Origin of the sequence: Arsenicicoccus dermatophilus (genome assembly GCF_046267915.1) — a bacterium.
In the GTDB taxonomy this organism is placed as follows: Bacteria; Actinomycetota; Actinomycetes; order Actinomycetales; family Dermatophilaceae; genus Arsenicicoccus; species Arsenicicoccus dermatophilus_A.
The window spans coordinates 2,431,684-2,445,945 of record NZ_CP176520.1 but is presented as its reverse complement, the minus strand read 5'-3'; the positions used below and the strand labels follow the sequence as shown (position 1 = coordinate 2,445,945).

Annotated in this window: 9 protein-coding genes and 1 tRNA gene; 5 read left to right on the top strand and 5 right to left on the bottom strand. The window is 72.8% G+C overall.

What is annotated here, in order from left to right; all coding sequences use genetic code 11:
- Positions 1–37 precede the first annotated feature (37 nt).
- The 3 genes from ACK2IS_RS11575 to ACK2IS_RS11565 form a co-directional block, all read right to left on the bottom strand.
- Positions 38–2,152: an RHS repeat-associated core domain-containing protein gene (locus ACK2IS_RS11575; protein ID WP_409483478.1), complete on the bottom strand. Its 2,115-nt coding sequence runs from the start codon at positions 2,150–2,152 to the stop codon at positions 38–40.
- Positions 2,153–3,151 (bottom strand): DUF6531 domain-containing protein, encoded by a 999-nt coding sequence (locus ACK2IS_RS11570; protein ID WP_409483477.1) that lies wholly within the window; start codon positions 3,149–3,151, stop codon positions 2,153–2,155. It lies immediately after the preceding gene.
- A 905-nt stretch (positions 3,152–4,056) separates the two neighbouring features.
- Positions 4,057–4,674 carry a copper resistance protein CopC gene (locus ACK2IS_RS11565; RefSeq protein WP_409483476.1) on the bottom strand — a complete coding sequence of 206 codons (618 nt, stop codon included), beginning with the start codon at positions 4,672–4,674 and terminating at the stop codon, positions 4,057–4,059.
- 168 nt (positions 4,675–4,842) lie between these two features.
- On the opposite strand from ACK2IS_RS11565, the gene ACK2IS_RS11560 reads away from it, so the two are divergent.
- Positions 4,843–5,133 (top strand): hypothetical protein, encoded by a 291-nt coding sequence (locus ACK2IS_RS11560; RefSeq protein WP_409483475.1) that lies wholly within the window; start codon positions 4,843–4,845, stop codon positions 5,131–5,133.
- The gene (locus ACK2IS_RS11555; RefSeq protein WP_409483474.1) at positions 5,130–6,746 is read left to right on the top strand and encodes an alpha/beta hydrolase; all 1,617 of its coding nucleotides are present in this window, start codon (positions 5,130–5,132) and stop codon (positions 6,744–6,746) included. Before ACK2IS_RS11560 ends, ACK2IS_RS11555 begins: the two co-directional genes overlap by 4 nt.
- Positions 6,747–6,780: 34 nt before the next feature.
- Here the strand turns inward: ACK2IS_RS11555 and ACK2IS_RS11550 are convergent.
- Positions 6,781–6,853: transfer RNA gene (locus tag ACK2IS_RS11550), tRNA-His, on the bottom strand.
- A 121-nt stretch (positions 6,854–6,974) separates the two neighbouring features.
- Positions 6,975–7,613, bottom strand: a complete 639-nt coding sequence (gene orn, locus ACK2IS_RS11545; RefSeq protein WP_409483473.1) for an oligoribonuclease — start codon at positions 7,611–7,613, stop codon at positions 6,975–6,977.
- An 80-nt stretch (positions 7,614–7,693) separates the two neighbouring features.
- Between orn and ACK2IS_RS11540 the strand changes: the two genes are divergently transcribed.
- From ACK2IS_RS11540 to ACK2IS_RS11530, 3 genes are all read left to right on the top strand, one after another.
- A complete protein-coding gene (locus ACK2IS_RS11540) occupies positions 7,694–8,851 on the top strand; it encodes a PrsW family intramembrane metalloprotease (RefSeq protein ID WP_409483472.1) in 1,158 nt (385 codons plus the stop codon).
- 104 nt (positions 8,852–8,955) lie between these two features.
- The gene (locus tag ACK2IS_RS11535) at positions 8,956–12,840 is read left to right on the top strand and encodes a Pls/PosA family non-ribosomal peptide synthetase (protein ID WP_409483471.1); all 3,885 of its coding nucleotides are present in this window, start codon (positions 8,956–8,958) and stop codon (positions 12,838–12,840) included.
- The gene (locus ACK2IS_RS11530) at positions 12,837–14,150 is read left to right on the top strand and encodes a M1 family metallopeptidase (protein WP_409483470.1); all 1,314 of its coding nucleotides are present in this window, start codon (positions 12,837–12,839) and stop codon (positions 14,148–14,150) included. The genes ACK2IS_RS11535 and ACK2IS_RS11530 overlap by 4 nt, the downstream gene beginning before the upstream one ends.
- The last annotated feature ends 112 nt before the right edge of the window (positions 14,151–14,262 follow it).

Sequence of the window (14,262 nt, the reverse complement as noted above, 5' to 3'; positions counted from 1 at the left end):
AAGCGCTCTTCTCGCGGATTGTTAAGGAGAGTTGTTTTTATCCATGGAATCCAGAGACGGTTCCTGCTCCGCACCCTCCAACAAAACCGGCTAGTACTCCCACTGGGCCGCCCGAGAGGCCAGCCACCGCGCCGCCGGCCCCCCAAATGACGCATTGATCACGGGCCGACTTCTCTTTTGTAGTCATGGTCCGTCGCTTGGGGCCATTGTGAGTCCCCGCTGCCCTCCCGCAGTACCCGTCCATGTTGGAGCCCATCTCGGTGCACCCACCGGGTCCTTCACCACTGGGGTCGCTCATAGCATTTGGTGCTCCCGCTGCGTAGAGGTAGGGGTTGGTTTCCTCTGCGCTGGTGTCGGGTTGGGTGAAGCGTCCGAGGGTGGAATCGTACCAGCGGGTTGTGGTGCGCCACAGGCCGGTTGCGTCGTCGTAAAGAAGGCCGTGGTAACCGAGGCGGTTGGCCTGGGTGCCGTCGTAGTGCTCGTCGGTGACGCGGTGCTCGCCGTAGGGGGTGTAGCGGTAGATGGCGGCTTCGTTGCCGTACTGGCCGCCGGCGATGCTGGTGATGCTGCCCTGCCGGTCGGTGAGGTAGTAGGCGGCTTCGGCGTTCTTCCAGTTGCCGTCCTTGGCCCACTTGTAGCCGAGGGGCTTCCCGGAGGGCGCGAGGAGGTATTTGGTGGTGCCGTTGGTGTCGGTGGTGGTGGTGTCCAGGCCGATCATGGAACGGTGGTGGGTGTTGCCGTGGTTCCACCACATCACGCCGGTGTGATCGTTGTTGTTGGTGTACTTGTAGGCCCAGGCGACGGCGCCGTCGGCGCCGTCGGCGGTCCAGGCCATGGCACGTCCGGGGATCCCGACGCTGGGGTCGCCGGGGGCGGTGAGCTCGTTGCCGTCGGCGTCGTAGGCGAACTGCTTGGTGTCGCTGTTGATGGTGGTGAGCTGGTCGGCGGCGTCGTACCCGTAGGTGGTGGTCCCGGCGGTCATGGACCAGCCGAGGTTGCCTTCGCGCTTGGCGCTGGTGCGGTTGCCGTTCTTGTCGTACGCGTAGGCGAACGCCGCGGACGGGCCACCGGTGGAGGTCTTCTCGGTCGCGGCGGTCAGGCGCTTGAGGGAGTCGTAGGTGTAGCTGGTGACGGCGCCGGCGGGGACGACGGTCTTGCCGTCGTAGGTGTAGCCGACGTTGTCGGTCATGGTCTGCACCTGGGTGCGGTCCGCGCCGCCGCTGGTGGTGTAGGTGTACTGGAAGTCGTTGAGGTGGGCCTCGTTGGGGGAGGCGGCCTTGATGCGGGTGATGCGCCCGGACGCGTCGTAGGTGACGTCCTGGACGGTGTCGGCGGGCAGGACGCGCTTGGTCTCTCGGCCGTTGGCGTCGTACCCGAACTTCACGCAGTCGGTCTGGCTGCCCAGGTCGGTGGTGCAGGTGGCGCCGGGGAACCCGGCGGTGGTGAGCTGGTTCGCGGCGTCGTAGGTGTAGGTGGTGGTCTGCCCGGAGCCGTCGGTGGCCGAGGTGACGTTCCCGGCGGGGTCGTAGGCGACGGTGAAGCCGCCGGTGTTGACGTCGGTGGTGACCTTGGTCTCGCGGTTCTGGGCGTCGTACTCGTGGGTGGCGGGGTCGTAGGTGCGGTTGCCGTCGGCGTCGTAGGTGAACCAGTCGCTCCAGGCGGGGTAGTTCCCCGAGGCGGGGATGTCCTTGCGGACCTGACGGTCCTGGTTGTCGTAGGCGTAGACGGTGTGCTGGCCGCGGCCGTCGACCGCGGCGATCATCCGCCCGAGGGCGTCGTACTCGAAGGTCTGCGCGCCCAGCGGAGCCGGCGGGGTGACCTTGGTGAGGTTGCCGTCCTTGTCGTAGGTGTAGCGGGTGACGTTGCCGTTGCCCTTGGTGATCGAGCACAGCTGCCCGGCGATCGGGGAGCAGCTGGTGGCGCTGTCGGTCGACCCGGGCTTGCTCCACGTGTACTTGACCGCGGCGCCGCCGGTGGCGGTGGTGTCGGTCTTGGAGGTGAGGTTGCCGACCGCGTCGTAGGTCATGGAGGACTTGTTGCCGGCGTCGTCCGTCAAGCACTTGGGGCGGTCGGGGTTGACCGAGTCGGTCGACCCGCAGTCCCCGCCGGTGGTGTACACCGCCGACGTCATCGCCCCGGTCGGGATCTTCACCTAGGTGGGGTTGTTCGCACTGTCCCAGGTGTAGGAGGTGACGTTCCCGCCGGTGCCGCCGGTCCCCATGGCGTCGGTGGTCGTCGCGACCGTCGAGTTCGCGGTCCACGTCGCCGACCGGGCGTGCCCGAGGGGATCGGCGACCTTGGTGACGCGCCCGGACGAGTCCAGGGTGTACGTCGTGGTGGCGCCCTTGGGGTTCTTCTCGGTCGTCGTCGTTGCCGAGGGGTAGGCGAACTCGGTGGCCTGCGCGTCACCACCGGCGTTCAGGCCGGTGTACCGGATCACCTTGGACACCCGCCCGCCGGTGGCGTACTCGATGCCCAGGGTTACCCCGCGGGCGGTCGCGATCCGCGACAGGCGCCCGTTGGCGTCGTAGGAGTAGCTGGTCTTGTCCCCGGCGGCGTTGATGCTGGACGCCAGACGACCCGCACCGTCATAGGTGTAGGTGATGGACCGGTTCGCCGAGTCGGCGATCTTCGTGATGCGGCTGCTCGCGTCGTAGGTGAACGTCGACACCCGCCCCGCGGCGTCCTTCACGCTGGTCACCCGGTTGCTCGCGTCGTAGAAGTAGGACAGGCCCACCCCGTTGCGGTCGGTGTGCGTGGTCAGGAACCCGCCCGCGGTGAACGTCATCGTCTCCCCGGACCCGTTCGTGCGCAGCTTCCAGGTCCCGTCACCGTTCTTGGTCAGCTTCGCGTTCATGCCCGCCGGCGCGGTCCACGTGCTGCCGGACCCGGTGAACGTCGCCCGGAACCCCGACGGCCCACGGAACACGACACTGCTGGTCGCGATCTCCAGTCCCACGTCCTGCCCACCGCCCAGGCTCCACTTCCCGGAGAACGCTCCCGTCCGCGTCGCCAGACCGTTGTAGAACCGGTCCCAGCGGGTCGCCATCCCCAGCGCGTTGAACTTCAGGTCCGTGTCCCGCACCACCAGGTTCCCGTTCGCGACGTTCACCGCCGCCGACAAGCCCTCACGGACCGCGAACTCCTCCATCCCGTAGTGCCCCTGAACCCCCAGCCCCGGCGCCGCGACCGCCTGGTCCGGATCCGCCGCCAACGACGCCGAACCCCGCGCCGCCGCAGACCTCGACGCCGCTCCCGTGGCCGTTCCGGTCGCCGTCACCTTCCCCGACGCCGTACCCGCCGTAACCGTGGACGTCGGGGCGGCGGTGGTGGGAGCCGCCGTCGCCGACGGGCCACCCTCACCGGGTCCACTGCCCTCGTAGGTCCACACCTGCGACGGGGCCGGCACCGACCCGACCACCTTGCGGTTCACCTGCCCCGGAGCGACCCACGTGCTCTTCGCCACCTTGTCCTTCACCCACGCCGGCGGCTCCGCACGCTGCTGGACCTTCTTGCGATTGGCCGGCGGCTTCGCCGGCGCCTTGGGCCGCTGCTTGGCCTTCGTGTGCCCCGGCGGAGGCGGCGTCGGGCCGGGATCAGCAGATGCCGTGCCGCCCAGCGCGCTCAGCGCCAACGAGATAGTAGAAACAGCAACAAGTGTCGACCGGCCAGCACTGCGCTTCCATGACGAATGAGTCGTCATAACGAACCCCTCTTGGTCTCGCGCACGAATGTCATTGAATAGTGAATCGCCTACTCCTGGTGCGCAGCTCGACCATCCACCCTGTCCAGCACATTGGCAAGACAGAATGAATCAATGATGGTCTTACCAGCCGGTATAACTTGCGGCGCGCGCTTTGTTAACGGGGGGTAATGGTTAAATTCGCAAAAACGCCGGGCGGCCGAGAACATCTCCATCTGACCGCGCGGTAACCTCAGCAAGAACAACTGCACCGCCATGCCTCACACGTGATGTGAGCCAGCACACGGCGAGGCCCCTGGTCCTCGACCAGGGGCCTCGTGGTGGAAAGTCCGGGGGAGTGACGCCGTGAGGTGTCAGCGCAGGTGCTCGTCGAGCTCCTCGGCGCGGGTGGCGCGGCTCTTGCGGCGGGCCTGGCGCCGCCCGGCCCACACGAGCGGGATCACCAGACCAAGCGAGACCAGGGGGAAGATCCAGCCCCACGCGCCCCCCGAGCTGCGGCGGGGCACAGCCGATGTCGTCGGGGCGGCGGACGGCGCGCTCGAGCTGGTGGCGCTCGGGGTGGTTGCGGAGACCGTGGATGCGGCGGGGGCGCCCTTGACCGTGAAGGTGATCTGCCCCGAGATCCGGTGGGTGTCGGCGCTCACCACGCTGTAGACCACGCGGTAGGCCCCGCCGCCCAGCCCGGCCGGCAGCGACGCAGTGACCGTCGGCCCGGCGCTGCTCGTCGTCACCGGCAGCTGGGCCCCGTCCGGCCCGGTCACCAGGATCTTGCTGTACTGCCCCTTGACCGTCTCGTTGAAGGTCAGCGACACCGCCCGCGGCGCAGCCGCCAGCGTGGCGCCGTCGGCGGGATCGGACCCCACGAGGGCGGAGTGGGCCGACGCGGTGGGTGCGGCCAGCAGTCCCCAGACCAGGGCGAGGACGCTGACGAGCGCAGCGAGCGGCATACGGGCACGGGTCGGGGTGGTCACGCGGTCCTCCGGGTCGGGACCGCGTCTGCGGGGCAGGTTGTCCACAGCGCGACGCGGTCCGGTGGTCGTTCGTCCCCAGGGTGTCACGTCCGCCGGCCGGTGCGGCCGCGGCGTCCCTAGTGTCGAACGCGGTCGTCGGGTGCGGCGACGTGGCCGAGGAGGGTGTGGATGGACGCGGTGGTGCTGGCCGGGTGCGCGCGGGAGCTGGACGAGCGGGCCGAGTGGTTGGCCGTGGCGGCGGCCCGGGTGGCGGCCGAGGCCGCGGCGGTGGACTGGGAGTCTGCTGCCGCGGACCTCGCCCAGCAGCAGGTCCGCGGGCTCCTCCTGCTGCTGCGGGCGAGCAGCCGGCAGACCCAGCTGGCGGCCGCGGCGGTCCGGACTCACGGCGAGGCGGTGACGGCCGCCCTGGCGTCGGTGGAGCGGGCCGCCAGGGCCTGCGTCGAGGGGGTGGCCCGGTGAGCGACGAGGCGTATGCCGGAGAAGGCGTGCGGATCACCGGGGTCGTCGGTGGTGCGGGGGGCGTCCGCGTCGTGGTCGACGACGTGCAGCGCCTCGGCCTGCTGTGCCGTCAGGTGGACGACGAGCTGTCCGAGGGCGCGGTGGCGCTGGCCGTGGCCCGGGCCGCGGGGGCCGTGGCGGCCACGGCGGGGCTGTCCCCGGCCACGGCCGCCGTCGCCCAGGCGGCCCTGGCCCCGGTGGCGCTCGGACCGACCTCGCCGCTGGTCGTGGGCCTCGGAGCGAGCGCCCTCGGGCGCGACCTGGTGACCGCCGCCGCGGCCTACGACCTGGCGGAGCGGACGGCCACCACGCTGTGGGACGGCGTCGACGCGAGCCGGGTGGCGGTGCGGACCGCGATGACGATCGGGCAGCCGGAGCTCGTCGCCGCAGGCCTGCTCGACGGCTACGTCGCCGAGTCGGCCGAGGCGGGCGAGCTGCTGGACCCCCAGGACGCGCTTGGCCGCTGGGCGGTCGGGCGGGGTCCGGCGCTGGAGCACGACGTCAACGGCGCCGCGGTGCTGGCCGCGTCCTTCGCGGCCCAGGACCAGGCACTTCGTGGCCGGGCCCCCAGCGGGCCCGGTGCCGAGGTGACCGCCGTCGGGGTCGACGCCCACGCCCTGGCGGACCGGTGGGCCGACGGCGAGCCCGTGGTCACCGACCAGCCCGCCCCACCCCGCCTCGACCCCGCGGCGGACTCGCCGCTGCTCGCCTGCACCTCCGCCCCGACCCCGCGCGCAGTGGCCGACCTGCTCACCGGCGTCGCCGAGACCAACGACGCCCCGGACGGCGCCGTCGCCCTGCGGACCATCACCTCCACGGCGCCCGACGGGACGGCCCGCCGCACCCTCGTGGTGGACGTGCCCGGCACCGACGCGTGGAGCGCTCCCGGCGCCGTCGACGACCGGGTGCGCGACCTGGGCGGCAACGTGCGACTCCTCGGCGGCGAGGACTCGGCCTACTCCCGCGGGGTGGTGGCGGCGGTCGTGGACTCCGGGGTGCCGCAGGACGTCCCGATCACCCTCGCCGGGCACTCCCAGGGCGGTATGGCGGCCCTGCTCGCCGCCACCGAGCTGCGCCGCCGGGGCTACCGGGTCACCCACGTCGTCACCGCCGGGGCGCCGATCGGTGGGCTGCGGCAGCCCGACGGCGTCACCACGCTCGCGCTCGACGGCGACCAGGACGTGGTGACCAAGCTCGACGGGCGGGCCAACCGCGACCAGGTCCGCCGGGTGACGGTGCGGTTCGCGAGCGGGCTGCCCGATCCCGCGGGCAACCACGCCCTGACGACCTACGTGCAGGCCGCCCGCGAGGTGGCCCGGGCGGCGCCCGCCGATCCCTCGCTGCGGCCCGTGGTGGCGCAGCTGCGTGAGGAGGGGGTGCTGCCGCAGGGGGAGGCGACGACCTCGGTGCGGCGGGTCTACGTGCGGCGGCGCCTGGACGGTGCGGCCGGCGCGGATCTCCCGGCGGCGGGTGAGCAGCCGGCTGCCGGGATCCTCCGCTCGTCGGGGGACCAGGCGGCGGGCGGGGCCGCGCCGTCGCAGGGGGAGGACTCCCGGCATACGAAACGGCCCTGACCAGGACTTGTGTCCGGATCAGGGCCGTTGCCGGGGTGAGTGACGGGACTTGAACCCGCGGCCACCTGGACCACAACCAGGTGCTCTACCAGCTGAGCTACACCCACCATGCGAGCTGCCACGTAGACCGTGACGAGCAGCGCGAACAATACTAGCGCGAAATTCGGGTGCCCGTGACCACGGGGGCCGTGGGGCCGCCCGCACCCCGCCGGGAGCCGGCCGGGTCGGTCAGGAGGCGGCCGGGGCGGGCGAGCCGTACTTGCTCGCGATGGCCTTGGCCTGGTCGCTGGTCGGGCCCGGCTGCGGCACGAAGACCGCCTCGCGGTAGTAGCGCAGCTCGGCGATCGACTCGGTGATGTCGGCCAGCGCCCGGTGGCCGCCGAACTTCTTGGGGGAGTTGAAGTAGGCGCGCGGGTACCACCGGCGCGACAGCTCCTTGATCGAGGAGACGTCGATGATGCGGTAGTGCAGGTGAGCCTCCAGCTCGGGCATGTCCCGGGCGAGGAAGCCGCGGTCGGTGGCGACGGTGTTGCCCCCCAGCGGCGCCTTGCCCGGCTCGGGCACCCACTCGCGGACGTAGGCCAGGACGGCGGCCTCGGCGTCGGCCAACGACATACCGCCCTCGAGCTCGGCGAGCAGCCCGCTCGTGGTGTGCATCTCGCGGACGAAGTCGTTCATCTGCGCCAGCGCTTCGGCGGGCGGGCGGACGATCACGTCGATCCCGTCACCGAGCTGGTTGAGCTCGAAGTCGGTGACCAGGGCCGCGACCTCGATGAGCGCGTCGTCGGTCAGCGACAGACCGGTCATCTCGCAGTCGATCCAGACGATGCGGTCGGTCAGGGCCTTGTCGGTGGGGGTCGAAGTCACCTGATCACCATAGCGAGCCCGGCCCGGACCTCCGCAGACGCCTCGGTGGGCGGGCGTGGCCAGCGGCTACCCTGCAAGGCATGAGCCGTGACCGGGGGGAGAGCGGGGCGGGGGCGGGACGCGCCCTCCTCGCCCCCCGCGGCGTGCTCCGCCGGCTGCTCGTCACCGCGCTGCTCGTGATCGGCTTCGGCCTGTGCGGGCTGGTCTTCCTCGCTGCCGTGGGTGGCTCGACCGGTCTCGGTGCGGGGCTGCTCGGCCTGATCTTCGCCGCCCTGCCGCTCGGGATCGTCGTCCCGTCCTTCCTGTGGGTCGACCGGCTCGAGGCCGAGCCCCGCTGGCTGCTGCTCGTTGCCCTGGCCTGGGGCGCGCTCGTGGCCACCGCCGTCGCGCTCGTCGCCAACACCGGCACCATGGCGATCATCGCCGGGGCCACCGGGCAGAGCCCCACCAGCGTCGGCGCCGTGCTCGTGGCCCCCGTGGTCGAGGAGACCGCCAAGGGCCTGGGGCTGCTGCTCGTGCTGCGCCTGCAGCGCTGGGAGCTCGACGGCGTGGTCGACGGTCTGGTGTATGCCGGGATCATCGCGGCCGGTTTCGCGTTCGGCGAGAACATCCTCTACCTGGGGCGTGCTTTCAACGAGGCGGGCACCGAGGGCTTGTTCGCCACCTTCCTGCTGCGTGGCGTCGTGGGCCCCTTCGCCCATCCGATCTTCACCTGCTGCACGGGTCTGGGGGTGGGCCTGGCGACCTACCGTCGGCCCGGGGTGGTGCGCGTGGTCGCGCCGTTGCTCGGCTGGGTGGTCGCCGTCACCCTGCACGCGGCGTGGAACCTCTCGGCGGTCGCGGGGCTCGACGGCTTCCTCACCGGCTACCTGTTCATGCAGGCGCCGGTCTTCGTCGTCTTCGTGCTGCTCGCCCTGTGGGCGCGACGCCGCGAGGCCCGCACCGTGGTCACCGAGCTGGGCCGTTACGCCCGGGCCGGCTGGTTCACCGACGCCGAGGTCTCGATGCTCGGCTCGGTGGCGGCCCGCCGCCAGGCCCTGGCCTGGGCGAGCGCCGTGCACGGTCGACCCGGCAAGGTGGCGATGACCGGGTTCCTGGACGCGGCCAGCGACCTGGCGATGCTGCGGCACCGCATGCAGCTCGGGAACGTCGACGACGCGGTGCTGGCGGAGGAGCGTCGCCTGCTCGACCTGGTGGTCAGCCGTCGCAGGGAGCTCACCCCCGGAGCGACGCGGTAAGGTTAACGGCAGGTTAACTACTCGCACGCCCCGCGCCCCGGCCCCACGGCCGCGCCGGCCTGATCCACAGGCCCGGCCTGGCCGGGGCGTTCCGACGGACAGGGATGACGAACCACGTGGCACGAGCCCAGCTGATCGGCGCCCGCACGCCTGACCCGCGCACCCTCGTCGACGTCCTCGAGCAGGTCGCCCGGGAGCACCCCGGCGCCCCGGCGCTGGACGACGGCACCCGGGTCCTCACCTACACCGAGCTGCTGGCCGAGGCCCGCACCTTCGCCGAGCGGTTGCGCGGCGAGGGGATCCGACGCGGCGACAAGGTCGGCATCCGGGTCCCCTCCGGGACCTGCGAGCTATACGTCGCGATCGTGGCCACCCTCCTCGCGGGCGCGGCCTACGTCCCGGTCGACGCCGACGACCCCAGCGAGCGGGCCGAGCTCGTCTTCTCCGAGGCCCGCGCCGCCGTCGTGGTGACCGCGGGCCTGCGGCTGCTGCGTCTGGACCTGGACGCCGACCGGGAGCCGGACGCCGACCCGCGCCCCGGCCTGGACGACGACGCCTGGGTGATCTTCACCTCCGGCTCGACGGGCACCCCCAAGGGCGTCGCCGTCACCCACCGCAGCGCCGCGGCCTTCGTGGACGCCGAGGCGCGGATGTTCCTGCAGGAGGCGCCGCAGGGCCCGGGCGACCGGGTGCTGGCCGGGCTGTCGGTGGCCTTCGACGCGAGCTGCGAGGAGATGTGGCTGGCGTGGGGTCACGGCGCCTGCCTGGTCCCCGCGCCCCGCGCGCTGGTGCGCACCGGCATGGACCTCGGGCCCTGGCTGGTCGAGCGGGGCATCACGATCGTCTCGACGGTGCCGACGCTGGCGTCGCTGTGGCCGGCGCAGAGCCTGGACGCGGTGCGGCTGCTGATCTTCGGCGGCGAGGCCTGCCCGCCCGAGCTCGCCGAGCGACTCGTGCGCCCCGGCCGGGAGGTGTGGAACACCTACGGCCCCACCGAGGCCACCGTCGTCGCCTGCGGCGCCCGGATGACGGGGGAGGGGGCCGTGTCGATCGGCCTGCCCCTCGACGGCTGGGAGCTCGCGGTGGTCAAGGACGGCGAGCTCGTCGCCGAGGGCGAGGTGGGCGAGCTGATCATCGGCGGCGTCGGCCTCGCGCGCTACCTCGATCCGGCCAAGGACGCCGAGAAGTACGCCCCGCTCCCGCTCCTCGGCTGGGAGCGGGCCTACCGCTCCGGCGACCTGGTGCGCTACGAGCCCACCGGGCTGATCTTCCTGGGCCGCGCGGACGAGCAGATCAAGCTCGGCGGCCGGCGGATCGAGCTCGGCGAGGTGGACGCCGCGCTGCAGGCGCTGCCCGAGGTCGCCGGCGCCGCCGCCGCGGTCAGGACCACCGACGCCGGCAACCAGGTGCTCGTGGGCTACGTCGTGCCCGCCGACCCGGCGACCTTCGACCGCGCCGCGGCCCGCCAAGAGCTCGCAGGCGTCCTGCCCGCCGCGCTGGTGCCCCTCATCGCCGTCACCGACACCCTGCCCACCAAGACCTCCGGCAAGGTCGACCGCGCCGCCCTGCCCTGGCCGCTGCCCGACCTGGCGCCCACCCGCGGCGACGCCGGCGGGGTCGAGCTCACCGGCACCGCGGCCTGGCTCGCCGAGCAGTGGTCCGCCGTCCTCGGCACCCCGGTCACCAGCCCCGACGACGACTTCTTCGGCCTGGGCGGGTCCTCCCTCACCACGGCCCAGCTCGTCTCGGTGCTACGGCGCACCCACCCCGAGGTCACCGTCGCCGACGCCTACGCCCACCCGCGGCTGGCCGACCAGGCGGACCACCTCGACGGCATGGCGGCGCGACTGCGCACCGACCGCACCCCGCCGCGCGCGGTGCGTCCGGTGCCGCGACGCGCCCAGCTGGCCCAGCTGCTTCTCGGCATACCGCTGTCGACGCTCACCGGGCTGCAGTGGCTCGTCGGCGTCGCCCTGGTCAACAACCTCGCCCACCTGCTCGTGGACCTGCCGTGGGCCCCGACCGCGCCGTGGTGGGCGATCGCGCTCGCGTGGGTGCTGCTGCTCACCCCCGTCGGGCGGATGGGCATCACCGTCCTCGGCGCGCGTCTGCTGCTGCGCGGGCTGCAGCCCGGCACCTATCCGCGCGGCGGCTCGGTGCACCTGCGGATCTGGGCCGTGGAGCGGCTCGCCGAGTCCGTGGGCGCCGTGACCATGGCGGGTGCGCCGTGGATCGTGTACTACGCCAAGGCCCTCGGCGCGACCGTCGGGCCCGACGTCGACCTGCACACCCTCCCGCCGGTCACCGGGCTGCTGACCCTCGGCCGCGGCTGCTCGATCGAGCCGGAGGTCGACCTCGCCGGCCACTGGCTCGACGGCGACCTGCTCCACGTCGGGCGGGTGACCGTGCGGCCCGGCGCCGTCGTCGGCGGCCGCTCCACCCTGGGCCCCGGCGCCGAGGTCGGGCGCGAGGCCGAGGTCATGCCCGGCTCCTACGTCACCGGGGAGGTCCCCGACGGCCAGCTGTGGGCGGGCTCGCCCGCCACCCGCGTCGGTCGCGCCCGCCCCACCTGGCCCGCCGAGCGGCCCGTCCGCTCCCGCGCCTGGCTGTGGCTGTATGCCGTCAGCGCCGTCCTCGTCGGGCTCGTCCCCACCGTCGCGGCCGTGCCCGGTGCGGCACTGCTGCTGCGGGCGGTCGACGGCACCTCCGGCATACGGCAGGCGCTGCTCGCGGCCCTCGCCTGGACCCCGGTCGCCACCGTCGTCTCCCTGCTCGCCCTGATGCTGCTCACCCTGGTCTGCGTCCGCCTCCTCGGCCTCGGGCTGCGACCTGGCTACCACCCCGTCCGCAGCCGGATCGGCTGGCAGGCCTGGGCCACCGAGCGACTGCTCGACAGCGCCCGGACGCTGCTGTTCCCGATCTACGCCAGCCTGTTCACGCCGGTGTGGCTGCGCCTGCTCGGCGCCAAGGTCGGTCGCGACGTCGAGGCCTCCACGGTGCTGCTGCTGCCCGCGATGACCCGGATCGGGGAGGGCTCCTTCCTCGCCGACGACACCATGATCGCGTCGTACGAGCTCGGCGGCGGCTGGGTGCACATCGAGCGCGCCAAGGTCGGCAAGCGGGCCTTCCTCGGCAACTCCGGGATGACCGCGCCCGGACGCTCGGTGCCCAAGAACGGCCTGGTCGCCGTGCTGTCCGCCGCCCCTCGCAAGTCCAAGTCCGGCTCCTCCTGGCTCGGCTCCCCGCCGGTGCGGCTGCAGCGCCAGGCCACCGACCACGACGTCTCCCGCACCTATCACCCCAGCCGCCGGCTCAAGGTCGCCCGCGCCCTCGTCGAGCTGTGCCGCCTCGTGCCGGTCGTGTGCACCGTGGCGCTCGCCGTCTGCGTCGTGGGTGCGCTCGAGCTCGCCTGGGCGCGCGTCGGTCCGTGGGCCGCTGCCCTCGCCGGGGGAGTGGTGCTGCTGCTCGCGGGCGTCGTCGCCGGCCTGGTCACCGTCGCCGTCAAGTGGCTGCTCGTGGGTCGCCTGCGCGTCGTGGAGCACCCGCTGTGGAGCACCTTCGTCTGGCGCAACGAGGTGGTCGACACCTTCGTGGAGATCCTCGCGGCGCCGTGGTTCGCCTGGACGGCGACCGGCACGCCGGTGCTCAACCTGTGGCTGCGGCTGCTGGGCGCCAGGATCGGGCACGGCGTGTGGTGCGAGACCTACTGGCTGCCCGAGGCCGACCTGGTCACCCTCGGCGACGGGGTGAGCGTCAACCGCGGCTGCGTGCTGCAGACGCACCTCTTCCATGATCGGATCATGCAGATGGACACCGTCACCCTCGACGCCGGCTCCACCATGGGCCCCCACGGCGTCATCCTGCCCGCGGCGAGCCTGGGCGCGGCCACCACCGTCGGCCCCTCCTCCCTGGTGCTGCGCGGCGAGCACGTCCCCGGCGGCACCCGCTGGATCGGCAACCCCGTCGCGCCCTGGCAGGTGGGCGCATGAGCCCCGCGTCCGCTCCCGCCGATCCCTATGTCCCGACCCACGGCGACCCCACCTGGCGGCCCGTGCACCACGACCTGGTGCTGGACTACCGCGTCGCCAGCAACCGGCTCTCGGGGCGGGTCCGTGTCGTCGTCGAGCCGGTGACCCGCGTCCGCAAGGTGACCTTCGACCTGGCGCCGCGGCTCGCGGTCGTCAAGGTGCTCGTCGACGGCGGGCGGGCGCGCTACGCCCACAAGGGCGCTCGGCTCACCGTGACCCTGCCCCGAGAGATCGGGCCGGGCACCAGCGCCGCCGTGGAGATCCAGTGGAACGGCAACCCCGCCCCCTCCCGCGGCCCCTGGGGCGAGGTCGGCTGGGAGGAGCTCACCGACGGCGTCCTCGTGGCCGGGCAGCCCGACGGCGCGCCCACGTGGTTCCCCTGCAACGACGTGCCGGGGTTGAAGGCGACGTACTCCGTCGAGGTGACCTGCGACTCGCCCTACGCCGTCGTCACCAACGGCGAGCTCGTCGGACGGGTCACCCGCGGGTCCCGGACTACCTGGACCTACGAGCAGCGCGAGCCGATGGCGAGCTATCTCGCCAGCCTCCAAATCGGCCCCTATGCCACGATCCCGCTCGCGGACGCGCCCGTGCCGCAACGGATCCACGCGCCGGCGCGGCTGCGCGCCCAGGCCCTGCACGACTTCGGGCGGCAGCCGCAGATGGTGGCGCTGTTCGCCGACCTCTTCGGGCCCTATCCCTTCGGGGCCTATGACGTGGTGGTCACCGACGACCCCCTCGAGATCCCGCTCGAGTCGCAGGGTTTCAGCACCTTCGGGGCCAACCACTGCCACGGGCGGCGGCACGAGGAGCGGCTGGTCGCCCACGAGCTCGCGCACCAGTGGTTCGGCAACGCCGTGGGTGTTGCGAGCTGGCAGCACATCTGGCTCAACGAAGGTTTCGCGTGCTACGCCGAGTGGCTGTGGGCGCCCGTCGGCGGCGGCCAGTCCACGGACGCCCACGCGCGCCGCTGGCACCGGACGCTCTCGACCCAGCCGCAGGACCTGGTGCTTGCCGACCCCGGCGCGGAGGACATGTTCGACGACCGGGTCTACAAGCGCGGCGCCCTCACGCTGCACGCGCTGCGGATGACTCTGGGGGAGGAGGCCTTCGGCTCGCTGGTGCGGACCTGGGTCGCCGACCACCTGCACGGCACCGCGACGACGCAGGAGTTCCTGGACCACGCCGCGTCGTACGGCGGAGAAGCAGTTCGCACGCTCCTGCACAGCTGGCTGCTGCAGCCCACCCTGCCCCGGCTGCCCACCCGCTGAGGGCGGCCGCGGACGAGCGCGGGCCGGTCGTCGCGCTGCTAGCGGCTGAGGGGTCGCTCGCCGGTCACCGACCAGACCTGTGCGATCCGGCCGCCGTCCAGCACGAAGGCGT

Excerpts from the sequence above, each read along its gene's own strand:
- ACK2IS_RS11570 (WP_409483477.1), bottom strand. The coding sequence starts at position 3,151 with ATGGAGGAGTTCGCGGTCCGTGAGGGCTTGTCGGCGGCGGTGAACGTC.
- ACK2IS_RS11560 (WP_409483475.1), top strand. The coding sequence starts at position 4,843 with ATGGACGCGGTGGTGCTGGCCGGGTGCGCGCGGGAGCTGGACGAGCGG.
- ACK2IS_RS11540 (WP_409483472.1), top strand. The coding sequence starts at position 7,694 with ATGAGCCGTGACCGGGGGGAGAGCGGGGCGGGGGCGGGACGCGCCCTC.
- ACK2IS_RS11535 (WP_409483471.1), top strand. The coding sequence starts at position 8,956 with ATGACGAACCACGTGGCACGAGCCCAGCTGATCGGCGCCCGCACGCCT.
- ACK2IS_RS11530 (WP_409483470.1), top strand. The coding sequence starts at position 12,837 with ATGAGCCCCGCGTCCGCTCCCGCCGATCCCTATGTCCCGACCCACGGC.